This is a genomic window from Bacillus sp. CGMCC 1.16541, from assembly GCF_003184905.1.
Lineage (GTDB): Bacteria > Bacillota > Bacilli > Bacillales > Bacillaceae_H > Priestia.
This window is the reverse complement of sequence record NZ_QFRU01000011.1, coordinates 70,872-95,059: the sequence shown is the minus strand read 5'-3', so window position 1 is coordinate 95,059 and position 24,188 is coordinate 70,872. Positions and strand designations below refer to the sequence as shown.

The 24,188-nt window shown below is 39.3% G+C and carries 22 protein-coding genes and 1 pseudogene; 19 read left to right on the top strand and 4 right to left on the bottom strand.

Features of this window, described 5'->3' with window-relative positions:
• Nucleotides 1-23 precede the first annotated feature (23 nt).
• From DIS06_RS12420 to DIS06_RS12410, 3 genes are all read left to right on the top strand, one after another.
• Complete coding sequence (locus DIS06_RS12420) at nt 24-956, top strand: diacylglycerol kinase (RefSeq protein ID WP_110113599.1); 933 nt, start codon at nt 24-26, stop codon at nt 954-956.
• Between the two features lie 87 nt (nt 957-1,043).
• Nucleotides 1,044-2,426, top strand: a complete 1,383-nt coding sequence (gene rlmD, locus DIS06_RS12415; protein WP_110113598.1) for a 23S rRNA (uracil(1939)-C(5))-methyltransferase RlmD — start codon at nt 1,044-1,046, stop codon at nt 2,424-2,426.
• A gap of 26 nt (nt 2,427-2,452) precedes the next feature.
• A complete protein-coding gene (locus DIS06_RS12410; protein ID WP_110113597.1) occupies nt 2,453-2,683 on the top strand; it encodes an excisionase family DNA-binding protein in 231 nt (76 codons plus the stop codon).
• A gap of 74 nt (nt 2,684-2,757) precedes the next feature.
• Here the strand turns inward: DIS06_RS12410 and DIS06_RS12405 are convergent, their stop codons facing one another.
• Nucleotides 2,758-4,326 (bottom strand): sodium/solute symporter, encoded by a 1,569-nt coding sequence (locus tag DIS06_RS12405; RefSeq protein ID WP_110113596.1) that lies wholly within the window; start codon nt 4,324-4,326, stop codon nt 2,758-2,760.
• Nucleotides 4,326-4,691: a hypothetical protein gene (locus DIS06_RS12400; protein ID WP_110113595.1), complete on the bottom strand. Its 366-nt coding sequence runs from the start codon at nt 4,689-4,691 to the stop codon at nt 4,326-4,328. The genes DIS06_RS12405 and DIS06_RS12400 overlap by 1 nt, the downstream gene beginning before the upstream one ends.
• 239 nt (nt 4,692-4,930) lie before the next feature.
• Here DIS06_RS12400 and DIS06_RS12395 point away from each other — a divergent pair, with 239 nt between their 5' ends.
• The 8 genes from DIS06_RS12395 to DIS06_RS12360 all read left to right on the top strand — a co-directional run bounded on the left by DIS06_RS12395 (nt 4,931) and on the right by DIS06_RS12360 (nt 17,392).
• Nucleotides 4,931-6,178: a helix-turn-helix domain-containing protein gene (locus DIS06_RS12395; RefSeq protein WP_110113594.1), complete on the top strand. Its 1,248-nt coding sequence runs from the start codon at nt 4,931-4,933 to the stop codon at nt 6,176-6,178.
• A gap of 657 nt (nt 6,179-6,835) precedes the next feature.
• Complete coding sequence (locus DIS06_RS12390) at nt 6,836-9,589, top strand: GTPase domain-containing protein (RefSeq protein ID WP_110113593.1); 2,754 nt, start codon at nt 6,836-6,838, stop codon at nt 9,587-9,589.
• 184 nt (nt 9,590-9,773) lie between these two features.
• Nucleotides 9,774-10,532 carry a threonine/serine exporter family protein gene (locus DIS06_RS12385; RefSeq protein WP_110113592.1) on the top strand — a complete coding sequence of 253 codons (759 nt, stop codon included), beginning with the start codon at nt 9,774-9,776 and terminating at the stop codon, nt 10,530-10,532.
• Nucleotides 10,533-10,543: 11 nt separating this feature from the next.
• Complete coding sequence (locus tag DIS06_RS12380; protein WP_110113591.1) at nt 10,544-10,972, top strand: threonine/serine exporter family protein; 429 nt, start codon at nt 10,544-10,546, stop codon at nt 10,970-10,972.
• Between the two features lie 59 nt (nt 10,973-11,031).
• Nucleotides 11,032-13,143, top strand: a complete 2,112-nt coding sequence (locus tag DIS06_RS12375; protein WP_110113590.1) for a PAS domain-containing sensor histidine kinase — start codon at nt 11,032-11,034, stop codon at nt 13,141-13,143.
• A 187-nt stretch (nt 13,144-13,330) separates the two neighbouring features.
• Nucleotides 13,331-15,067, top strand: a complete 1,737-nt coding sequence (locus DIS06_RS12370; protein WP_110113589.1) for an ABC transporter ATP-binding protein — start codon at nt 13,331-13,333, stop codon at nt 15,065-15,067.
• On the top strand, nt 15,048-16,877 hold the full coding sequence (locus DIS06_RS12365; RefSeq protein WP_110113588.1) for an ABC transporter ATP-binding protein: 1,830 nt from the start codon (nt 15,048-15,050) through the stop codon (nt 16,875-16,877). The genes DIS06_RS12370 and DIS06_RS12365 overlap by 20 nt, the downstream gene beginning before the upstream one ends.
• Before the next feature lie 32 nt (nt 16,878-16,909).
• The gene (locus DIS06_RS12360; RefSeq protein ID WP_110113587.1) at nt 16,910-17,392 is read left to right on the top strand and encodes a DinB family protein; all 483 of its coding nucleotides are present in this window, start codon (nt 16,910-16,912) and stop codon (nt 17,390-17,392) included.
• A 330-nt stretch (nt 17,393-17,722) separates the two neighbouring features.
• On the opposite strand, the gene DIS06_RS12355 is transcribed toward DIS06_RS12360, so the two are convergent.
• Together DIS06_RS12355 and DIS06_RS12350 are read right to left on the bottom strand one after the other, a co-directional pair.
• Complete coding sequence (locus tag DIS06_RS12355) at nt 17,723-18,859, bottom strand: glycerate kinase (protein WP_110113586.1); 1,137 nt, start codon at nt 18,857-18,859, stop codon at nt 17,723-17,725.
• A 14-nt stretch (nt 18,860-18,873) separates the two neighbouring features.
• On the bottom strand, nt 18,874-20,142 hold the full coding sequence (locus DIS06_RS12350; protein WP_110113585.1) for a GntP family permease: 1,269 nt from the start codon (nt 20,140-20,142) through the stop codon (nt 18,874-18,876).
• 103 nt (nt 20,143-20,245) lie between these two features.
• Here DIS06_RS12350 and DIS06_RS12345 point away from each other — a divergent pair, with 103 nt between their 5' ends.
• The 8 genes and pseudogenes from DIS06_RS12345 to DIS06_RS20850 all read left to right on the top strand — a co-directional run bounded on the left by DIS06_RS12345 (nt 20,246) and on the right by DIS06_RS20850 (nt 24,138).
• Nucleotides 20,246-20,770, top strand: a complete 525-nt coding sequence (locus DIS06_RS12345) for a type 1 glutamine amidotransferase domain-containing protein (RefSeq protein ID WP_110113634.1) — start codon at nt 20,246-20,248, stop codon at nt 20,768-20,770.
• 265 nt (nt 20,771-21,035) lie between these two features.
• Nucleotides 21,036-21,395, top strand: a complete 360-nt coding sequence (locus DIS06_RS12340; protein WP_110113584.1) for a hypothetical protein — start codon at nt 21,036-21,038, stop codon at nt 21,393-21,395.
• A gap of 16 nt (nt 21,396-21,411) precedes the next feature.
• On the top strand, nt 21,412-21,684 hold the full coding sequence (locus DIS06_RS12335) for a DUF5344 family protein (RefSeq protein WP_110113583.1): 273 nt from the start codon (nt 21,412-21,414) through the stop codon (nt 21,682-21,684).
• Nucleotides 21,685-21,769: 85 nt separating this feature from the next.
• Nucleotides 21,770-22,542: pseudogene (locus DIS06_RS12325) on the top strand (T7SS effector LXG polymorphic toxin).
• A gap of 107 nt (nt 22,543-22,649) precedes the next feature.
• The gene (locus tag DIS06_RS12320; RefSeq protein WP_110113580.1) at nt 22,650-23,120 is read left to right on the top strand and encodes a hypothetical protein; all 471 of its coding nucleotides are present in this window, start codon (nt 22,650-22,652) and stop codon (nt 23,118-23,120) included.
• A gap of 38 nt (nt 23,121-23,158) precedes the next feature.
• Entirely contained in the window at nt 23,159-23,389 is a 231-nt protein-coding gene (locus tag DIS06_RS12315; protein ID WP_110113579.1) for a hypothetical protein, read from the top strand.
• Nucleotides 23,390-23,404: 15 nt separating this feature from the next.
• Nucleotides 23,405-23,692 (top strand): DUF4176 domain-containing protein, encoded by a 288-nt coding sequence (locus DIS06_RS12310; protein WP_110113578.1) that lies wholly within the window; start codon nt 23,405-23,407, stop codon nt 23,690-23,692.
• Nucleotides 23,693-23,715: 23 nt separating this feature from the next.
• The gene (locus DIS06_RS20850; RefSeq protein ID WP_110113633.1) at nt 23,716-24,138 is read left to right on the top strand and encodes a DUF4176 domain-containing protein; all 423 of its coding nucleotides are present in this window, start codon (nt 23,716-23,718) and stop codon (nt 24,136-24,138) included.
• Nucleotides 24,139-24,188: the final 50 nt, after the last annotated feature.

The following is a 24,188-nucleotide window of genomic DNA, read 5'->3' as shown; positions in this document are numbered from 1 at the left end:
TTATCATTATTAGGATGATGACGATGAAAAGAGCAAGAATTATTTATAATCCGACGTCTGGTCGTGAGTTATTTAAAAAGCATTTGCCAGAAGTTTTACAGAAGCTAGAGAAAGCCGGTTATGAAACCTCTTGTCACGCTACAACGTGTGCTGGAGATGCAACTGAGGCGGCTAAAGCCGCCGTTGAGCGCCGATTTGATGTTGTAATCGCAGCTGGTGGAGACGGTACCATCAATGAAGTAATTAATGGAATTGCTGGACAAGACTACCGTCCGAAGCTTGGAATTATCCCGGTTGGTACGACGAATGATTTTGCTCGTGCCATTAATGTACCACGTACAATTGACGCGGCGTGTGATGTGATTGTCGGCGGTATTACGAAACCAATTGATTTAGGTTGTGTAACGAATGATGGCAATACTCATTATTTTATTAACATCGCAGGTGGCGGCCGCCTAACGGAGTTAACATATGAAGTGCCGAGTAAGTTAAAAACCATGTTAGGTCAACTCGCTTATTATTTAAAAGGGATGGAAATCTTACCTTCTATTAAACCAACTTCTGTTGAAATTGAATACGATGGAAAGTTTTTTGATGGTGAAATTATGTTGTTTTTAGTTTCCCTTACCAATTCAGTCGGTGGCTTTGAAAAGCTAGCACCAGATTCATCACTTGATGATGGAATGTTTGATTTAATTATTTTAAAGAAAGCTAACTTAGCTGACTTTATTCGTATTGCGACACTCGCTCTTCGTGGTGAGCATATCAACGATCCACATATCATCTATACGAAGGCAAATCGAGTGAAGGTAAATACGAAAGAGAAAATGCAGTTGAATTTAGATGGCGAGTTTGGCGGGTTATTGCCTGGGGAATTTGTCAATTTATATCGACATGTGGAGATTTTTGTACCAAAAGAAACAGCCGAATTAATGGAGAAAAATGAGATCGCCTAATCGCGGTCTTTTTTATGTGATGTTTTTGAAGGAAGATCACAATATGGTACAATCAGTTCACCATGTTTAAAAAAAGGATGTAATGAAATGAAGATAAATCAACCACCTGTAGAAAAAAATGAGTTTATTGATGTATATATTGAAGATTTAACGCATGACGGTGCTGGTGTCGCTAAAGTAGATGGATTTCCTTTGTTTATTCAAAATGCACTACCAGGTGAAAAAGCGAAAGTAAAAGTCATGAAAGTCAAAAAAGGATATGGATTTGCCCGTTTAATCGAACGAATAGAAGATAGCCCATATCGTGTAGAAGCGCCTTGTCCTGTTTATAAGCAATGTGGTGGCTGTCAGCTTCAGCATATGAACTATGAAGGTCAGCTTTTATTTAAGCAAAAGCAAATGAAAGAAGTGATGACACGCATCGGTCAGCTCAAAGACGTACTTGTTCATCCTGTGTTAGGGATGGAGGATCCTTGGCGTTATCGTAATAAAGCGCAAGTCCCTGTTGCAGAGCGTGAGGGTGGGCTTGTAGCTGGTTTTTACCAACAACGTAGTCATGACATTATCGATATGAATGAATGTCTCATTCAACAAGCTGAGAATGACAAAGTCGTACAAGAAGTAAAGGGCATACTTGAAAAGTATGGCGTACGTGCCTATGACGAGGCGAAACACCGTGGGGCTGTTCGTCATATTATGGCTCGTTACGGACTTGTGACTGGTGAAATTATGGTTGTCGTTGTGACAAGAACAGCGGAGCTTCCGCATAAAAATCAATTGATTGAAGAAATCACAACCGCAATCCCGGCTATTAAGTCGATTGTTCATAACATTAACCCTAAGAAGACAAACGTCATTTTAGGAGATGAAACGAATGTTATCTGGGGCGAAGAATATATTTATGATTATATTGGCGATGTAAAATTTGCGATTTCGGCTAAATCATTTTATCAAGTGAATCCTGAACAAACGAAAGTGCTTTATGACAAAGCACTCGAATACGCAAATTTAACAGGTGAAGAAACCGTTATTGATGCGTATTGTGGCATAGGGACAATTTCATTGTTCTTAGCGCAGCAGGCGAAGAAAGTGTACGGTGTAGAAATTGTGCCAGAAGCGATTGAAGATGCAAAGCGTAATGCAGTGTTAAATGGGATTGAAAATGCTGAGTTTGCCGTAGGGGAAGCAGAAGTCGTCATTCCAAACTGGTATAAAGAAGGGATTACAGCAGATGTGATGGTCGTGGACCCACCACGTAAAGGCTGTGATGAAGCACTTTTAAACACGATTATTGAGATGAAACCAAAGCGTGTTGTGTACGTATCTTGTGGACCAGCAACATTAGCTCGCGACTTAAAAGTGTTAGAAGAAGGGGGCTATAAGACGGTTGAAATTCAACCTGTTGATATGTTCCCTCATACGACGCATTGTGAAGCGATCGCAAAGTTAGTGCTAAAAGATAGTGAATAAGATTCTGGTAGAAAGGGTTGATCTAGATGTACGTAACGATTACGGAACTTGCAGAATATCTATCTTTACCAGAATCTTATCTTGAAACATTGATTCAACAGAAAAAAATTCGCGCAGTGCATGACGGAGATCAATATTTAGTTAACAAAGAGCAGTTCAACACGCATTTAGAGCAAGTAGAGAAGTATCGAAAGCTCATTGAAGAAATCTTAAGTGAGCCCATTCCGGACGATATTGATGTGAAAGATGAAGACTAGGGTATAAAGTAAGAGAAAAAACCTCTGCATCTCATCCGTTGGACGGTATGCAGAGGTTTTTGTATTACAGGGTATTAAGCCACTTCTGATTCTTTTGAGTGAACTTTTTTCATGAATTCATTTACATCAGCAGGTACTTGACGATCAAGTTTCGATACGATGTAAACAGATAAGAATCCAATTGGTACCGTGATTAAACCTGGTACTCTAAACTGTAGAAATTCAGGTAACGTCGTAGGTAAGAAAATCATGTACATTGAGCTAAGTAGACCGATGACCAATCCGGCAATAGCTCCTTTTTCTGTCATGCCTCTCCACCAAATACCTAAAATAAAGATTGGTGTAAACGTACTTGCTGCTACGGTAAAGGCAAGTGCCACTAAATGACCGATTGAAGCTTCTTTTACCATTAGACCAAGAACGCCGTATAAAACACCTAGTATAACGATTGCTATTTTTCCAGCGACAACACGTTCTTTTTCAGTAATGTTTTTACGTAAGAACGTTGCATATAAATCATGTGCTAAAGCACCAGAGCTTGCAATGAATAGTCCTGAAAGGTTTGAGAATACAGCTGCGAAAGCACCTGCGATAACAAGACCTAGTAACCATTCTCCACCTAAAGCTTGCGCAGTAGAAGGAACAACCATGTTGTTACCACCTGAAACTAAATCTTTCATAACAGCACCTTCAGCTGTTCCGCTTAAGAAGATAGAGCGACCTACTACACCAAGGTATACTGCGAATAAAAAGAAAACGCTTGCAATTCCAATCGCCATAAGAGCTGACTTACGAGCTGCTTTTGCGCTTGGATTTGTGTAGAAACGAAGAAGGATGTGTGGAAGACCAATCGTTCCTAATGAAAGACCGATTGTCATCGAAATAGTTTGCCAAAACGATGGGAAGTAGTTCCCTGTACCTGTCCATGTGTCACCGTCAAATGCTACATCTTTTCCATCTGCTGCGTACTGACCTGTACCCGTGATCACACCTTTGAATTCATTAATTGATGCTAAGATCTCTTGATAGTGTAGGCCACCATAAATTGCAGCTCCTACCATCAGAACGAATGCACCAAGACGAATCCATAATTCAAGTGCTTGGTTGAGAGTTGTTCCTTTCATCCCACCAACACCAACATAGAAAATCATAACTGAACATGTAAAGATAATTCCGAATTCATAGCTTGTTCCAAAGAACATGCTTAAGATCTGTGCAGCTCCTAGAAGCTGTGGTGCTGCATAGAAACCAGAGATCGCTAATACAACGGCAACCGCTGCAAGTCGAGCACGTTTACTATGGAAGCGATAAGCGAGGAAGTCGGCTACTGTGTAAGCGCCAAATCGACGAAGTGGACCCGCCACGAAAATCGCAAGTAATGTTAAACCGATTGAGAAACAGAATGCGTAATAAGCGCCATCGTATCCGAGTTGATACGTCAAACCTGCAATACCTAGGAAAGTAGCAGCACTTAAATAATCCCCGCCAATTGCTGAACCGTTCGTAAACCAACCGAAGCTACGACCACCTACGAAATAGTCAGAAGCAGTTGTATTTCGCTTTGTTAAATACGTAATATAAACGATTGTTCCCATTAATAAAATCGTTAGTAGCATTTTTGGTTCAAGTAGCGTTTCTAACATTAGTTAATGCTCCTTTCCTGCGGAGGTGAAGAAAGTTCCGTTTGGCTTTGGTATTTTTTTAAGCGCTTTTCATAGAGTGACGTGTGGATATAAGCGATGATAAAAGCCATGGCCATTGCCACAATACTCGTAAAGAACCAAGTAATTGTCATGCCTCCCCACATATCTGAAAACATAAAATCACTTGCAAACCAGTTTAAGATAGGAATAGTCAAGATAAAGACATAATAGAAGATTGTGAGCTTAAAACCTGTGCTAAATTCACTTTTCATAATTTCACTTGTTTCGGAATCGAGTGGTTCTAGGTCACGCACATCGATTGTCCCTGATTCCACATATTCATATTCTTTGTATTCAGCAGCCATTCATTTTCCCCCTTTGTATCCCTTTAAGCGTTGCCGTTTCTCTTAATTCCTCCTTTCTTACGGCTAAGCTCTATACTATAAAATTGATTGTACGTTATAATGGAAAGAGATACCTTACAGAAAATTATCAGAAATGTATAAATATTTAACCTACTCTTGTATCTTTCTCTTCTAGGAGACGGAATAAGAATAGGAAAAGCTTTAGGGGAGCTTGAAAGTTAGGCAAGGGGGGATCGAGGGTGTATGGTGTGAGTTTGTTGATAGAAGATCAAAGAGAACATAATCAGTTAGCAGATTGGTTGTTAACAGAATATCAAGAGTTATGTGTGTTACGAGAGAGAGAAGATGAGAAGCAGATACATATTATCATTGTCGAAGTGCGTAAGTTGTTTGATTGGGTGCACGTGTATCGTCTGCGTAAGAAGTATAAAGAGTGTAAGATTATCACATTGTTAGACGCTTCTTTGTTAGCGACAGCACCTTTAGCCGTTGAGTGTAAACTCGATTATTTAGCTGTGAAACCTGTTAAAAGAAGTTTGTTTCTTCGACATATAAAACGAGCACTTGGAGAACTAGCTAGTGAACAAAAGGCGCTGTTAAACTATGGTGAGATCTATGAACAACTGCGGCCAAATCAAGATTCAAATCATCATACATTGCCGTTTCAGGAAGCTTTTTTTCGTCGTTTATTAAGGGGAGATGTCACGATGGAAGAAGAGCTCATTCAAGCTCGTTCGTTTCTCCCAGGTGAAGCGGTACCGAATGTCGTTTGTTTCGTCCAAGGTTTTGTACGTGATCCAGAGCGAAAACAGCAAGAGGGATGGCAAGCGTCCATGCTTATTCAAGAATTATTTAGAAAGCGCTTTAATCAGTGTGGCAAATATTTATCGTTTCTTTCTTATCGAAAGCACATTCTCATGCTGTTACAAGTTCCTGAAGGATGTGGTTCGCTGAATCATTGGAAAGAAGGGGAACAAATTATTTTACGTATTATCGACGAATTAGTGCAACAGTATGGCATTTACTTATATATCGGTGTAGGAGCAGTTTACCGAGAGCCATTGTCTTTGAATCACTCTTACCGAGAAGCTCGAAAAGCCAGACGTACACCACCTTATAAGCGAATTGATTTTCGGTATTATGAAGATATTCCAAAAGATACACAAATTCAAATGTGTATTGACTATATTTCTGAACACTGTACAGAAGATTTGGCGATTAAACAAGTAGCCGATCATATTAACTTAAGCGTTCCGTACTTTAGCCGCTTTTTTAAAAGAGAGACAGGCTTGAATTTTGTGGAGTATGTGACGTTTGTTCGTCTTCAGCGAGCAGTGTGGATGTTACGGCATACGGATTATACAATCGAACGGATTGCGGAAGAATTAGGGTTTAACACACCAAATTATTTTAGCGGTACGTTTAAGAAATACGTGGGGTTATCACCGAGGGAGTATCGTGGGACGGAAGAGATTATTTTCGTATAAAAGCACGTACTTCTTTATAAATGAATATGCAACATTGGTTAGTTATCAAAGTAACGAATGTTGCATGAATAGGTGTGTAACGGTCTAGAAAGATGGCTTCTCATCTTTAATAGGAAAGGATAAGTAAATGGTTGTTCCATTTCCAACTCTTGCTTGAACGTCGGTATGTCCATGATGGAGTTGAAAAAGTGTTACGTATTTGGACGAACTTCTCACTTAATGGAAAGGTAAGGTTGAAGAAATCACCAACGATTGAAAACTCGAATCCTACAATATCTTCTTAATGACACCCTCTCTACATCATTTGTAAACGAATCGTGTAGAGAGGTTTTTTTATGGGTTTCTAGACTTGAAGCTGTTCGTTCGATGTTCCTAGAAATCTTAGGAACCTTGAGCTGGGCATTAATTATTAAATAAATACAGCCGGTAACAAAGGTCTAACAGAAGGAAATTGAAACGGAAATGAAATTTTCTAACGGTGTATTTCTGTTAAAATAATAAGAAAGACAAAAGGATTTTGACCCATGTGTGGTACGGAGGTTTTAAGAGAATGGACTCATTCGTTTCTTGCCTTACATGGTATATGATGTAGTTTGACTTATTGAATCGGTTACCTTTTCACTAACGAGAATGTTTACATAGATATGGAGGGCGCTTATGACAATGAAACAACCGTTAATTAGAAAGTCATATTATGAAGATTTTATCGGAGAGACAGACTCTCGTCACCCAATTCGAATTGTAGGAGATTTATTTGTAGAGGAACAACTGAAAGAAATGTATGATTTATCTCCGATTCGTTTTGCACAAGGAGAGATTTATTTTCATCACCGAGATTACGAAGCGGCAATTTTTAAATGGGAGCAAATTCAAGGAGAGCTTCAACAATGGGCGCGTAAAAACATTGCCGATGCTTATTATGAAATGAATCAGTTATCCATTGCGGAAGAAATTTATACGTCGATTGATACTGAGTGTGAAACATTAACGTCTGAAGTCGCACTTCAGTTATTCTCACTTTATTTAGAGGAAAGTAAGTTTGATAGCGCTCATCAAGTTATCAAAGATGCAGTTTCATTTAATCCTGATTATCCGAATGTGACCGAGATTGCGCGTACGTTTTATGAGGAACAAGACGATTACGATCATGCACTTGATTTAGCCGTAAACGAGTCGATTCGTACAGCATCAACAGGGTGGTTTGAAGTGTTGCACCGTTACGTAGAAGAAAGATATATCCTTCATGTGACACCAGATTATTTTGAACAAGTGTTACAGACATTGTACGCAGTGAGTCAAGAAGACTTTGAAAAGCTCGTTGTTTCTTTATGGAACCATTATCGAAATCAAGCGTTATACATGGATTGGATTCGAACAGTCAATGGTGTGTTCTTACGTGTTGATTTGGAACAAGCAGATCAATGGAAAGAGGTTCCTTATCTATTCGAAGAAACGTATTGTTCGTTAATTGAAGGACGCTATTTCATTAAAGAGTTACAAGATCTCGTACCAGACCTACTAGCAAACTGGTTACGAACAACAAGAAAAGCAGAGTCTCTGTTTGCATCAGCAGCTGTATTAGCATGGACAGAGCTTTATCCTTCATCAATTCCAGAAGCGGTTGTTAGTGATGCAGGCAGCTTTATTTTCTATTCGGAGAACAATGTGGATGGACTTGATTATTGTTTAGATTTATTTGAATCGATTATAAGTTGGACGAAGCGAAATGGTTTAGAAGTAGATTACAAATCAATTTGGTGGGTTGATAAAGTAACGGATGTGAAAACGAATCACCTTTTAGTGGCTGGTTCAGAAGGTGTAGGAAAATCATCGTTTATCAACTCCGTTTTAGATGAAGATCGACTAGGTGATGTCGTTTGTCCAGTCGTTGTATCAGATGCAGATGTTCTGGATATTCGAAAAGTAAGCAAGCTTGAATCAAGATCATTAGTTGATTTATCAGAGCTTGAAGATACAGGTGGAATGAGTCGACAACTTGATCGTAACGAACCATTTGTTGAGTTGAATTTACCATGCGACTTTTTAGCGAAAACAAACTGTTCATTCATTGATACCCCAGGATTCAATGGGAAAGGGGAAGTGTCAAACTATTTACCAGTTGCAGATGGACTGTTATTTATGCTGGATGCAAATGAACCATTTACAGATAAAGAGCGTGATATTTTAGTTGAAATGAAGGATCGATACAAAGAGTTACCAATTCATTTTATTCTCAATAAGATGGATGTGTATCGAAATGAAGTGGAAGCTGTCCAAATGTTAGAAGATACACAAGGGCGTGTGAACGAATATTTTCCAAGTGCGAAAGTGTTCCCTTACTCATCTCTTTATTCAGTGAGAGAACAGCTGCAAGAGTTAACAGAGTTTGTTCAATCAGGGTTTAATACGATCACACCGCATTCAAAACAAGAGCGTGCGCTAAAAATGTTATTCTTTATCCGTAAAACGTTGACAGCTCTATTAGAAAAGCGCGTAGAGATGGAAAATTATTTAGTCGATTCAATTAAGTGGAATGAAGATATGTTAGTAAGACTAAACGGTTTTATTCACAATTTCACAGACTTAGAAAAAGAAAAAGCGGAAGCAATTGTCCAGTCATATCGTAAAATTAAAGAAAGTCTTAAAGTGGAACTGACAAAAGACATTCCGATGCTTTTACGTGAATGTTCAAATGTGATTACAGAAGACAGTGATTTCCGTCAAATTCATGTCGTGCTTAACGATAAAATGAATGAAAAAATTCATCAGCATTTGCAAGCAAAGGTGTTGCCAGTGTTTGCAAGTGAGATGGCTGAGTGGATTGATTATTCAAATGAAGAATTAGAGCAAGGTCAAACGTATTTAGAAGAAATGGCCGAAACGTTTAACGACTTATACGAAGAAACAAGAATGAGATTGCATTGTGATTTTAAAGTGCTTGATGATTGGCGTCGTGATGTGAATCGTATGACAACGAGAATTCAGATAGATGAAGAAAACATTATGCTTCGCTTTAAACCAACACAATTTATTTTAAAAAGTGCAGGGAAATTGTTTGGGGCAATTTCACAAAATAAGTCGTTACTGCAAAACAATTATAAAAAGTATATTGAAAGTGAAACATACGAGGATGTGACAGCCTCAATCATTAATAAGTTTTTCCTTCAGTTTGATTTATTTGAGAAGTCATTAGAAATTGATATTAATGTCTTCTTTAAAGAACCGTTTGTTAAGTTACAAGACTTAGTAGCGGAAACGGAAACAGAAATTGCGCAGCATCAAGAGCAATTAGATGAGATGCGAGCGAATCCAGAAGCTTATTATGATCCATTAACACTGTTCGAATTGCGAGCACGTCAATACGAGTTAATGGCAAGAGCTCACGAAGATAGCCATACAGCAAGTATATAAGTTCGCTGTTTATGTAAAAAAATAACTCTTTCTTTTCAAAAAATGCGCCGAAGTAGTGACAGGCGCATTTTTTTGTTGGTATGATGACAGATAGGGTGTACGAATAGGTTTGTTTGTTAAGGACATAATGGGTTTATTCGTTTTTATTGCAAGTGCGAAAGAGTTCTTAATGGAGAGATGATCGATGGTGAGTAACCAAAATCAAACATATGAAATTATTGAAGTGTGTTTACTAGCAGGTAAGATTATGTTAGAAAGTGGAGCTGAAACAGGACGAGTAGAAGATACGATGACACGAATTGCGGCTTCATTTGGGATTAATGATGCGCATAGTTATGTCACACCTACAGGAATTGTCTTTTCAGCTAATGGGATGGCTCCGGCGAAGTTAATTCGTATTTCAGAGCGTACAACAGACTTGCGTAAAGTAACACTTGTAAATAGCATTTCTCGTAATATTAGTGGTGGACAAGTTTCATTACAAGAAGCACACCAGTTATTAGAAGAGATTAAAGACCGTAATCTTATGTTTCCGATATGGGTACAGATTGCAGCTGCCTCTATTTCGAGCGGTTGTTTTCTCATTATGTTTGATGGATTATGGCAAGACTTTATTCCAGCGATGATTGCAGGAGGGATTGGTTTTTCATGTCTTCTCTACCTTCATTACATCGTTCAAATTAAATTTTTTGCTGAATTCTCAGCATCACTAGTCATTGGCTTTTTATCGTTTTTATTTATTCAAGTCGGAATTGGTCATGAATTAGATAAGATTATTATTGGCTCCGTGATGCCGCTTGTTCCGGGTTTGCTTATTACAAATGCAGTACGAGATTTAATGTCTGGTCATTTAGTGTCAGGAATCTCTAAGGGAGCGGAAGCTTTTTTAACCGCTTCTGCAATTGGCTCCGGCATTGCCGTTGTACTTTCGTTTTTTAATTGAAAGGAGTATGTATGATAGTTGAGCAAATGGTGACGAGTTTTATTGCGTCTGGTGCGTTTGGGGTTATTTTTAATGCACCGAAGCAGTCTTTGCTAAAGTGTGGGTTAGCTGGTATGGGTGGTTGGCTCATTTATACATTGTTTGTTTATAATGGCTTTGACAGTGTACTTGCGACATTAATTGCCTCTATATTTGTAGCGATTGTGAGTCAAATGTTTGCGAAAATCTATAAAACGCCCATCATCATCTTTAATGTAGCAGGTATTATTCCATTGGTTCCTGGTGGATTGGCTTATGATGCGATGAGGAATTTTGTGGAAAATGATTATAATCAAGCTGTTCAATTGGCTGCCAAGGCATTAATGATCTCCGGTTCGATTGCGATGGGGTTAGTGTTCTCCGAGGTCATTAACCAGATCATTCGAAAGTCAAAATCATAGTCTGCTTAGAGAAGTAAGAGTGAGAATGTAGACGATAGGACAGGTTAAGGGGAATAAGTATGAAATGGTTTAAATCAAGCATTTTTTGGCGAATTTATCTCATTAATGTCGCCATTATTTTAAGTTTGCTGGCGTTAATGTTTATCGTATCTCGCGTTATTTTACCTGATATTTCACGTGATCAATTTCATGAGATAACAGATGAAACGGTGTTACGGCTAAAGGATCAAATTTCGTTTGTCGTCGAAGACATACAAGGGTTGTCTACGTATATTCAATCAAATGATGCTTTCAAATCTGATGAACCAGCTGTGCTGAATGAACAGTTACGAGAGATAGCGACGATATCTCCGTATATTGATAGCGGAACGATTGTCGATAGCAAAGGTTACATTCGAAGTTTTTATCCAAACGATTTGAGAGAGATGAAAGATTATAATTTAAGTAGTCGAGGGTATGTGAAAGAAGCGACAGCGAAGAAGAAGCCTCATTTAAGTGATGTCATCTCTGCGGATACGGGACGATACATCCTTGTCCTATCTGTCCCTATTTTACAGGGAGATGGAGAGGTTCAAAAGGTTGTGAATTTGACGCTACGCATTGAACAAAACTCAAACTTTCAATCGATCTTCCAATCGTTTGATATTGGTAGTGATGGTTATACATTCATTGTTGATCGTCAAGGTCGGGTGATTTCTCATCCTGTACGTAGTCGAATTGGTGAGGATGTAACCGAAAGTGAAGTGGTTCAAAAACTGATGAACAAAGAGTCGGGTTATTTACGAACGAAGAACATTGAGAATATCCCGATGCTTGCCTCTTATGAGTACATCCCTGTGTTAGATTGGGGAGTGGTGGCCCAAGTTCCTGTCGCAGCAGTCTACGAGCCATATGAGACATTTCAAAAGTCGTTATGGACAATCTCGCTCATTACATTTATTTTGCTGTCTATTTTAACCGCGTTGTATGCAAAGCAAATTTTACGGCCGCTTCGAACGTTATATATCGCCGTGGATCAGGTAGCAAAAGGTGATTTGTATCGAACGATTGACCAAGTAGACAACACAGAAATTGGTGTTGTGTCGAGTCGCTTTAATGAAATGGTTCATTACGTGAGAGAATCTAAAATTGGCTTGCAGTTAAAAGAAGAACAGCTTAATGAACAGAAGGAGTTCTTAAGAAAAGTAATGGATGTGAATCCAAGTTATATTTATGCCATTGATCCTGAACGTCGTTTTACACTTGTGAATGAGTCTTTTGCTAGATTACTAGGTGTAAGTGTAGAAGAGTTATTAGGAAAGAGTATGGATGAGGTGCTATTCTCCGTTGAGAAAGACCACTGTTGTGAACAAGAAGGGCGCTGTGAGCATGAGACGAAATTCCAAGACAAAGATGGACTTATTCGTTGGCTTGAAACAACTGAAGTTCCTTTTTACTCTGTTCAGTACGGAGAAAATCAAACGCTGTTTGTGTCAACGGATGTGACGGATCGTAAGGAAGCAGAAGAGCTTTTGCGTAGGTCTGAAAAGCTAGCTGTAGTCGGAGAATTAGCGGCTGGTGTTGCTCATGAAATTCGAAATCCACTCACATCAATTAAAGGGTTTATTCACTTATTAAAAGAAGAGAGCGGTGAGCGTCAACATTACTTTGACATTATGGAGTCAGAGTTAGAGCGAATTAACGCGATTGTGGATGAATTTTTAGTATTAGGAAAGCCACAAGCGATGGATTTTCATCAAAAGGATGTATCCATTCTGTTAAAAGATGTGATGACACTCTTTAATACGCAAGCCATTTTGAATAATGTGTCGCTTCTATCAACGATTGAAGAGGATTTGCCACTTATTCGATGTGATGAAAATCAATTAAAACAAGTGTTTATTAACATTTTAAAGAATGCGATTGAAGCGATGCCAAATGGTGGAGATATTCACGTTTGTGCGAAAAAGCAAAAAAGCGGAGTCATTGTTCAATTTGTAGATCAAGGTTTGGGCATTTCACCAGAACGATTAGCAAGACTTGGGGAACCTTTTTATAGTACAAAAGAAAAGGGAACAGGATTAGGGCTAATGGTCAGCTTTAAAATTATTGAATCGCATAACGGAAAAGTGAACATCGAGAGCGAATTGAATAAAGGGACGACGGTCGAGCTGTTTTTTCCGAAAGTCTAATATGAACGTAGCGGCTGAGCCAAACTGGGGTGTTATTTACCTTTTTTTGGTTCAGTTCTTTTTTTGTGTTAAGATTCAAATTATTTAAAAAATAACCCAAAAGCGCTATGATAGAAACAAGTTTGATAAGTGAAGGTTTATGTTATGTGCCACTCTAGATAGAGACACAATTGGAGGAAGAGAGTAAATGAGCATTTTTTCATTTTTAAAGCCATATCGTCTTCCAATGGCGGTTGCGCTTTTCTTTATGTTAACAGAGCTTGTTGTGGAGCTAATTCATCCACTATTAATGGCAAAAGTCATTGATGAAGGCATTATGCAAAATGACTTAAGCATGGTCATTAAGTGGGGAGTAATCATGATTGGAATGTCACTTCTCGCATTTGCATCAGGTATTTTAAATTCATTTTATGCTTCTCACGTCAGTCAGAGTTACGGATATGATGTGCGAAAAGGATTGTTTTCAAGAATTCAATCGTTTTCTTTTTCAAACTTAAGTCACTTTCCGACGTCGTCTTTAATCACAAGAATGACAAATGATGTAACGCAAACGCAAAATACGGTTTTTATGAGTTTACGAATTATGCTACGAGCGCCGTTGTTGGTTGTGGGTGGTGTAATCATGGCTTTTGTCGTAAATGCCAAACTAGCGCTTATTTTAGTGACAGTCATTCCAGTTTTGTTACTCTTTTTAATGTGGATGATGAAAAAAGGAAGAGTGTTATTTCAGTTTGTTCAACAAAGGCTAGACAGTGTCAACAGTATCATGAAAGAAAATCTATCAGGGATGCGTATTGTGAAAGCATTTTTGCGACGTGATTATGAAGTGACTCGATTTACAAAAGCAAATGAACAACTGATGAATCAGACGGTCAAAGCATTAAAGTTAATGGAAGTAACGCTACCTCTTTTATTACTTGTGATGAATATGAGTATTTTAGTCGTACTTTGGGTGGGAAGCTTTGAAGTGGGCAATGGCGACGCACAAGTGGGCGAAGTGGTGGCAATTATTAATTATGCCTTTCGTATAACATCTGCTTTCTCGATTTTCTCTTTTATCATTATGGCTTTTTCACGTGCAAGAGCTTCTGCTAGTCGCATTCGTGAAGTGCTGGAAACAGAAGTGGATCTCACTGACCGTGTGGAGAGCAATTCTTTTTCTGTTCAAAAAGGGGAGGTTACGTTTAATAATGTTTCTTTTCACTACCCAGGTACAGACATTTCTGTGTTAAAAAACGTTTCTTTTTCTGTCAAACAAGGAGAGACTGTTGCCATTTTAGGGGCTACGGGTTCGGGTAAATCATCTTTGTTTCAGCTTATCCCGCGCTTGTATGATGCAACGAGCGGAGAAGTGCGAATTGATGGAAAGAACGTAGAAGATGTAAAAGCAGAAGACCTTCGAAAAAGTATCGGCTTTGTTCCACAAGAAGCGCTTTTATTTACAGGGACGATTAAAGAAAATCTAGCTTGGGGAAAAGAAGATGCTTCGTTTGAAGAAATGTTGCAAGCAACAAAGGATGCCCAAATTCATGATACGATTGAAAAGTTGCCTCGGAAATATGAAACAAAAATCGGCCAACGAGGTGTAAATCTTTCTGGTGGTCAAAAGCAACGTCTATCGATTGCAAGAGCACTTATTCGAAAGCCAAGCATTTTGTTATTAGATGATAGTACTAGCGCGTTAGATTTAAAAACAGAGGCAAAATTGCTACAAGCGTTAAAAACGTATACATGCACCACACTCATTATTACGCAAAAAGTAAGCACAGCAAAGGAAGCGGATAAGATTTTACTTTTAGAAGATGGGGAACTCACCAATGAAGGTACACATGAAGAGTTAGTCAATGCATCTCCGCTTTATCAAAAAATTGTTCAATCTCAATTTGGAGAGGATGGCTTGAAGTATGCTCAAGGAGCTAAGTAGACCTTTTCAATATAAGAAAGAAATCGTTCGTGATTTAGTGCAATCAAATGAGCACTCCGCTCGTAAGAAAATAAAAGCAAAAAACGGATTTCAGACGGTAAAACGAATCTGGACGTATTTGTCGTTTAACCGAAAGAAGTTAAGTTTCGTGATGATAGCCGTTGTGATTAGTTCAGGGTTAGGGCTTTTAGGGCCATTTTTAATTGGGCGAGGAATTGATGCGTACATTTTGACAAAAAGTAGTGACGGATTAGGTGAGCTACTTTTGGCGTTAGCTGGCATTTATGTTGTTTATTCCATTTCGTTGTTTGTACAAAATAGTTGGATGATCGAAATTGCCCAACGAACCGTTTATAAAATGAGAACGCAGTTATTTCAACATCTTCATGAACTTCCGATTCCGTTTTTTGATCAGCGTCAACATGGAGAACTGATGAGTCGAGTGACGAATGATATTGAGAATGTGAGTTCAACCTTAAATAGTTCTGTGATCCAAATTTTCTCTAGTGTATTAACACTCGTTGGAACGGTATCGGTAATGTTGTGGTTGAGTCCACTTTTAACGCTTGTCACACTGATCATTGTGCCAATCATGGTATTTGGGATGAAATGGATTACCAAGCGAACGGGAAAGTTGTTTAAAGAACAACAACGGAACTTGGGAGAGTTAAATGGATTTATCGAAGAAACCATTTCTGGTCAACAAATTGTGAAGACATTTTCGCAAGAGAAAAAAGTGATGGCTGAATTAATGGAGAAAAATGACCGCTTAAAAGGAGCGGGATTTTGGGCGCAAACGTACTCTGGATTTATTCCGAAGTTAATGAACGTTTTAAACAATTTAAGTTTTGCGGTCATTGCAGGAGTTGGTGGGGTATTAGCTTTACATAACATTGTTTCAATTGGCGTCATTGTCATATTTGCTGAGTACGCAAGGCAATTTACGCGGCCGCTCAATGACCTTGCGAATCAGTTCAATACGTTGCTTTCGGCCGTGGCGGGAGCAGAGCGTGTATTTGAAGTACTGGATGAACAAGAGGAAGTAAGTGACGAAAAAGAAGCGGTTGAAATTGACTCTGTAAAAGGAGAAGTGGTGTTTTCGCAAGTTTCGTTTTCATATGATGACGATGACATGACGATTCGTAATGTAAACTTTCACGCTTCTGCTGGCCAAACCGTTGCCCTTGTCGGGCCGACTGGTGCTGGTAAAACAACCATAATTAACTTACTATCACGATTTTATGATCCGAGTGAAGGTGATATTTCCATTGATGGTTATAAAATAACCAATGTGAAGCGATCGAGTCTTCGTCGGCATATGGGCTTTGTGTTACAAGAACCTTTTCTGTTTCAAGGAACGGTGCGAGAGAACATTCGATATGGAAGGTTAGATGCGACTGATGAAGAAGTAGAGGCGGCCGCTCGAATGGCTAATGCCCATTCGTTTATTGCGAAGTTGTCAGATGGCTATGATACGGTATTAAAGCAAGATGGCAGTGGAATTAGTCAAGGGCAAAAGCAGTTGCTTTCAATTGCGAGAGCCATCCTCGCTGATCCGTCCATTCTCATTTTAGATGAGGCCACAAGTAGCATTGATACGGTGACGGAAGTGCATATTCAAGAAGCACTGCAGCGGTTGATGGAAGGACGAACAAGTTTTGTGATTGCTCACCGGTTAAATACGATTCAACAGGCAGATCAAATCATTGTGTTAGTAGATGGAGAAGTCAGTCAAAAAGGGTCGCACGAGGAGTTACTTAAGAAAAGTGGATTTTATGCCGACCTTTATCGTAGTCAGTTAACGAGCTAATATGAAATAATGGGATGTGGGAGGGATTAAAGATGGAACATAATGAACTAATAAGAAGTGAAGTATTAGAAAGTGTACGTCATCTTTCAAATGAACAGTTAAACAAGAAGGTAGAAGAAGGGTCTTGGACGATTATGCAGGTGTTAGATCACCTCTACTTAATGGAGAAGACGATTGTTGGGACGATGACAAAAGTGTTAGCGCAAGGGCCTGAACAGCCGACGGATGAAAAGCCTATTCATTTAACACCAGATCGTTCACGTAAAGTACCTGCACCTGATTACGTTGATCCATCTGATGAGTACATGACACTTGAAGAAGTCAAAAAGAAGCTCCATGAGTCTCGTGAAGCTTTACATGCGTTTGTTGCACAACATGAGGAAGAAGAATTGAAGAAAAAATCATTTTCACACCCTGTATTCGGGTTGTTGCATTTAAAACAATGGTGTGATTTTATTGGTTATCATGAAAAGCGCCATTTAGAGCAAATTGAAGAGTTAAAAGCGAAGCTATAAAAAAGCGAGGCAGGAATGAGTCTGCCTCGCTTTTATCATTGTTTATGAGTAACTTGCACCTGTCGCAAGTGTAAAAATAAAATTTATTATATATGAAAAATAAACTGCCGCGGTTCTTTTTCCACCTGGTCGTTTTTACTAACCTAAACGATATAAGCCCTACCTCTCTTACATCCTTACGGCTCCGAAGCCGATCCAGTGTGAATAAGTTTTTCATGATAAAAACTTCAGTAGAATGCCAGTAATGATTTACCCTTGCATTTTACGTTTTGTCAAGTTACTTCTTTGGCGAAGTGAGAAAGATAAATATATCATGATTAAAAATAAAAGTCAACTTCTTTTTAATGAAAATAATGAAGCTACGTTTCTTGCTGTTAAAGACACATACGTTTCGGCGTTAGCTAGAGCTTCTTCTAATGGCATCGCGCCTGGTACAATGCTAAAGACAGCATCAATGCCATGCTCTCGTACGACATCGCTATCGGTTGAGATGGAGCCTGCAATACCAATCACAGGAATGTTATAAGCTTTCGCTGCTTTGGCGACGCCAATGGGGGTTTTCCCAAAAATCGTTTGGCTATCGATGCGGCCTTCACCCGTAATGACAAGTGATGCACCTTGCACATGTTCATGAAACGCCGTTGCTTCTAAGACGATATCAATACCTCGTTTTAACTGAGAAGAAAGGAAGGTCAAGAGTCCAAAACCGAGTCCTCCCGCAGCTCCTGCACCTGGTATGTTTCGAGTAGATCGATTCAGCACTCGTTCGGTGATTGTAGCAAAGTGAGTTAAGTTTGCATCGAGCGTTGTGACCATTTCTGCGCTTGCCCCTTTTTGAGGACCGAAAACAGCGGAAGCACCATGCGTTCCGGTTAGTGGGTTTTCCACATCGCATGCAACGTCAATCTGAACATTTTGCAGACGGGCATCAATGGTTGATAAATCAATTGTATGAAGTTTGTGCAATTCCCCGCCTCCAAAACCAATTTGATGCCCGTTCTTATCAAGAAGCTTGCCACCAAGTGCTTGAATCATACCAGCGCCGCCGTCATTGGTGGCGCTACCTCCGATTCCAACAATGAGGTGTGTGATGTTAGTATCAAGCGCTGCTTTAATGAGCTCTCCGGTTCCCCACGTCGTTGTCACAAGCGGGTTTCGCTTATGAGAAGGGATGACATGGAGGCCTGACGCGGCCGCCATCTCAATGACGGCTGTTTTGCCGTCGCCTAGCAGTCCGAAGAAGGCCGTGACCTTGTCTCCAAGAGGACCTGTTACTTCTTGTTCAATGATTCGCCCATTTGTCGCGTCGACGAGAGATTGAACAGTTCCTTCCCCACCGTCTGCCATCGGAATTTTTATGTACTGAGCGTCAGGCAATACTTCTTTAAAGCCTGCTTCGATGGCATTGGCTGCTTCTAATGCTGTAAGGCTTTCTTTATATGAGTCAGGTGCAATGACAATTTTCATCTTTAATTCCTCCGTTACACAAATAGTTGAAAGACGCCAAATAGTAGAGTTGATACAATGGCGATTGTTAATCCGACTAACGATTCAAACGGCATAAGCTTTAGACGTTCTTTCATTCCCATGTTCACACTTCCGGCTGTTGCGTGGAAGAAGCTTCCGTGTGGGAGGTGATCAAGGACGGTTGCGCCTGAATGAATCATTGCTGCTCCTGCTAGAGCAGGAATTCCTAGTTCTAAAATGACTGATGAAAAGACACTGCTAGCGACAACTGTTCCAGCGGTTGTTGATGCGGTAGCCGCTGACATGAATGCACCTGAAATGGGTGCTAGCAAATAAGGAGGTAGCCCAGATTGAGTTAATCCGTTAATGATGACATCTTTTAGCGTCGAATTGGCAACAATGCCGGCTAATGTACCTGTACCTAAAAGCATAATGGCGACACCTGACATTTTACTTAACCCGAACGTTGCGTATTCATTGATTTGTTTTCCACGTTTCATCGCAAGCGCACCAACGATTCCCCCGATTGGTAAAGCGACCATCGGATCAATTTCAATACCAAACAATGGGCGGAGTGCTAATAATAAAATTGTCACAAGAGGTGCAATGATGGCTGGTAAAAAGAGTGGGTGCGTACCTGCTACATTATTTTTTATGTCTAATGCTTCCACATGTGAGCCTTTGTTGATTAATTTTTTCGCAATGATATATGTTATCGCTAATCCGCATAAGCCAGGGATGATGCCTGCTGCCATGAGTGATGTCAGTGGAACATCAAAGGCATCAGCTGCAGCAATGGTGTTTGGATTAGGCGACATCACATTTCCGGCTTTTCCTCCACCAATCATCGCGATTAAAATCGCAGTTTTTGATAGCTTTGCACGTTGAGCAATCGCTAATGCAATCGGTGCTACAGTGATGACCGCCACATCGACGAAAACGCCGACAGCAGTTAAGATCATCGTCGCAACGGCAAGTGCAAGTAACGCCCTTGTTTCTTCAATTTTTTGGACAATTGTTTCGGCAATCGTGGAGGCTGCTCCAGATTGAATGAGCACACCCGCTAATATCCCTGCCGCTAAAATACGAAGAACAGCGGGAATGATTCCTTTTGTTCCTTCAATCATGAGTGTAACTGTTTCAGCTAAATTCACACCGCCAATGAGGCCACCAGCTAATGCACCCACAATCATGCCGTATGCCGGTGGAACGCATTTTAAAATAAGAATAATGGCAATGACAAGAGCACTAATAGCTCCTAAAGCGCTTACTTCTATGTTCATTATGTACCTTCCCCCTTCCTATCTTATTGTAACAGACAGGTAGAATGTGTGAGGCAACATAGAATCGTTAAGGAGATGTTATACTATGCATGGAGGTGTTTATATGCGTTTAGAAGGTAAGAAAGTCATTGCGCTTGTGAGTGCAGACTTTGAAGATTTAGAACTTTGGTATCCTGTTTTACGTTTAAGGGAAGAAGGAGCGACCGTTCATTTAGTTGGTGAAAATGCAAATGAAATGTACCTTGGTAAATATGGGGTTCCGGCCCAGTCTGATTTATCATTTAAAGATATCAATCCAGCCGATTATGACGGTATTCTTGTACCAGGAGGCTGGGCGCCAGATAAGTTAAGAAGGTATCCAGAAGTGTTAGATATGGTTCGCCACATGGACGAGCATGAAAAACCAATTGGCCAAATTTGCCACGCGGGCTGGGTATTAATTTCAGCACGTATTTTAGAAGGAAGAAAAGTGACAAGTACGCCAGGGATTAAAGATGATATGGAAAATGCAGGTGCAACGTGGTACGACGAGCCAGTTGTTGTTGATGGTCACATTGTTTCAAGTCGTCGCCCACCTGACTTACCACCGTACGGAAAAGCATTTGCAGATGCATTAGCAGGTGAGTAGATAGAAGTTGAAACACCCTTTGTCTAGGAAATAGGCAAAGGGTGTTTTTTTATGAGCATGATGGTTACTTTTTAAATAAATGGCTAATAAATACTACTCTGTTGAAAGTACAAGCTATAACGTTTCGATTTTTACCATGATTCTTCCAAAATAAGATGATAAGTACCTATTTATTTGAAAATCCTGCATATTGTATCATAAATAGAGTAGTAGAATAAGAATTTGTGGGCTGTACCTGCTCGGCGCAGTAAAGGTGGGTGAATAAGTGATGGATGGTCTATTAATGCAATATACAAATTCGTTACGTTCGTATGAAGAAGATTTGATGAAATTAGAACAGTGTAAAACAGCGTTAGAAATAAAAGAGCAAGAGTTTCAAAGAGAGTTGGCTCTTGTGAAAAGTCCTCCTGTTTCGTTAGATAATTTTAGAGGAGAGTTAGCGACAGGTTTTTATACAATTCGTGATGTTGAATTATATGAAAGTTATCAAGAAATAACAACGAACCAATTTGCTTATAATTTTGAAGTGTTAGATAAACAAATTGTATCTTTAAAAGCGTCAATTGAAGCAACAAAGCAGTCAATTGTACTTAGACAAGCTATAGTCGAAAAGAAATTAACGTAAGAGATGAGGTGATTGAGTGGGACAAGAAATCCGAGTCCAGTATGATGAGGTGCGTGAGGTACTACAGCAATTACAAGCTGTGACACAATCTCTAGATGTAGCTTTGCCAAACAACGTAAGTAGTCAAAATGTGTTAGAAACAATGAATTCGTTACATGAAATAAATGAAGCGTTGGGGCATATGTTAGTGGCTTATCAAACGTTGGTCTTGAAAAGTGTAGAAAGGACGTCAAATTCTGTTGATCAATTACAAGAGACAGACAATTTACTTGCAAAAGCGATAAAATAAAGCAGTCGAAGGAGGAGGCTAGGTGGGGAAAGTATTAGATGCCAGCGCCTTACATACAGTCATTCGTGAAACAACGAACAAACTAATGGTCCAGCAGAGCACGATGAAACAAATTGAAGAAAGTGTTCAAAAGATTGCTGACCTTGGTACGTCTTTTGATGGAAAAGGAGGACGAGCCATACAATCTTTTTATCAAGAGTGTCACAAACCTTTTCTTACTTTCTATCAACTTTTTGTTCAATATTATATGAATCAATTAATGATGATACAAGCCACACTCATTTCGTTTGAAAGTGACCAACAAGAATCATTCGTCAAACCTTCTTAGAACATGATTATAAACAAAGTCTACAGCAAGGGAAGCAAAAAACGATAGCATTAACAGATGAAGCTAACAGCATTATAAACCAGGTAAGAGGAATTGTGTCTCTGCTAGAAATTGATGACAGCAAGGTGTTAAGTGAATTCGACAATGCGGAAAAACAGCTAGATGATGCCGTCACACAGCTTGAAGAATTTGATACGACGAGGTCGTCTGCACTTGTGGAAGTGTATGAGCACGTTAAAACGATGAGAGCACACATAGAGTTTGTGCAAGGGATGATTAGTAACGGCGCTAAAACTTTACACGTATATCCAACAGGTGTTGTGAAACAGTCCGCTGCTTGGCAGAATATGAACAAACAAACGGTACAGCATGCTTACTTTTCAAGTCAATATCCAGCTCATTTCGCGAATATGACGGTGCCAAGTCAGTACGCGAGTATGTATGATTTGTATTATGGTAGCCAATACACTGTAGAAAAAAAGAGGCTTCAAAAACGAAAACCCAAGACAAAGAGATTAAGAAAGAGCTAGAAGACAAACTAGGATCAGATGGTTTAGGAAACTTAGGATTAGAAGCTTATCATAAAGAGGGAGCAATTGGGCTTTCAGGGTCTGCTTCAGTTATTGACACTGAAAAAATGAATAATAATGACTCTTTTGTAGAACAACAACTGCTTTCAGGAGAGGTAAAAGGGCATATTCCATATCAATATAATGCTTTAGAAAATTCAATTTTGCATGGGCAATTAATTGGAGGGAAAGCAGAGGCTGTTGTGTCAAAAAGTGCGTTTTCACATGAGAAGTCTCCTCTTAAAGGAGACTTCATTGCAGGGCAAGCAGAAGCAAAAGCCAATATTGAAAACTACACAGCCAGTTTAGGTGCGGAAGCGACGGCCGCGAAGATAGAACTTAAACTTGAACCACTTAACTTTTTTGGATATGAACCATTAGAGGAATGGTTTGGCTTTGAATATGATCCTTATGTCGGCTTAGACATTATGCTTGGAACTGTCGGAGTTGGTGCATCAATCGGGATGGAAACAGGAGCAAAAGTAGGTGCGGGAATTGGTCTCGGAGGAAAGGTAGGATTAGAGAAAGACGAAGAATAAAGCTTTTATGAAAAATATAAAGTGTTGAGGTAACAAAAATGGAGTTAAAACAAGAATTACAAAAAGTGTTAAGAAGAGGATTAATGCTGTATGCCATTATTATGAGTATAGCAATCACTATATTGTTAGCGGTCATGATACTCGTTTTTTCTCAAGATGAATTAAACTCAGTGAAAAGTGCCCTTGTAGGCGCAGGTGGATTTTTCTACGGCACATCTCTTATCGCTTTATTTGTTCGTGCGAAGTTTACGAAAAAGAGTGAGAAGTAAAGGAGGATGACTGGAATGTCTGATTTAAAGAATGAGTGTATGCTACCGATTGGCACGGTTGTGAAGTTGAAAGATGTACGTAAGCTTGTGATGATTTATGGGCGCTTTCAAAAGCAAGCTTCAACAGGTACTATCTTTGATTATGTTTCTGTTCCGTATCCAGAAGGAAACATTACTGATGAGTATAATCTCTTTTTTAATCGCAATATGATTGAATCCATTGAACATATGGGAATGCAGTCTTCTGTTGAAGATGAAATGAGAGAGAAAGTTGAAGAGGATTTGAAACACTATAAAAAGTAAGGGATGTTGTATAAGTGAAAAAGATGTATGCGTTAGTAGGTGTTGCCTTTTTAAGTGTCGGATTATTAGTAGGGTGTTCGTCCAACCCTTCCGCAGGTGAGAACGAATTAACAAATTCACAAGAAAAACAAGAAGAAAACCTTGTCGACGTTGATACGACAAAGTTACTCCCAATTGGCACAGTTGTGAAGTTGAAAAGCTTTAAAAAGCCAGTGATGATTTACGGGCATCATCAAATACAAGGTTCAACGAACAAACAATATGATTACGTTTCAGCACCGTACCCAGAAGGGAACATTTCCTCTGATTACAATCTTTTTTTTAGCCGAGATCAAATTAAAGAAGTGTTACATCTAGGGTATGAAACAGAAGAGGGTAAAGTACATTTAGAGAAAATCGAAGAGTCACCAGGTAGCATAAATGAAGAAGATATTTTTAGCGAGTAATTAAACCCAAACATCGCATCGTTTAGATCACAGAAAAGAAATGAGGTATT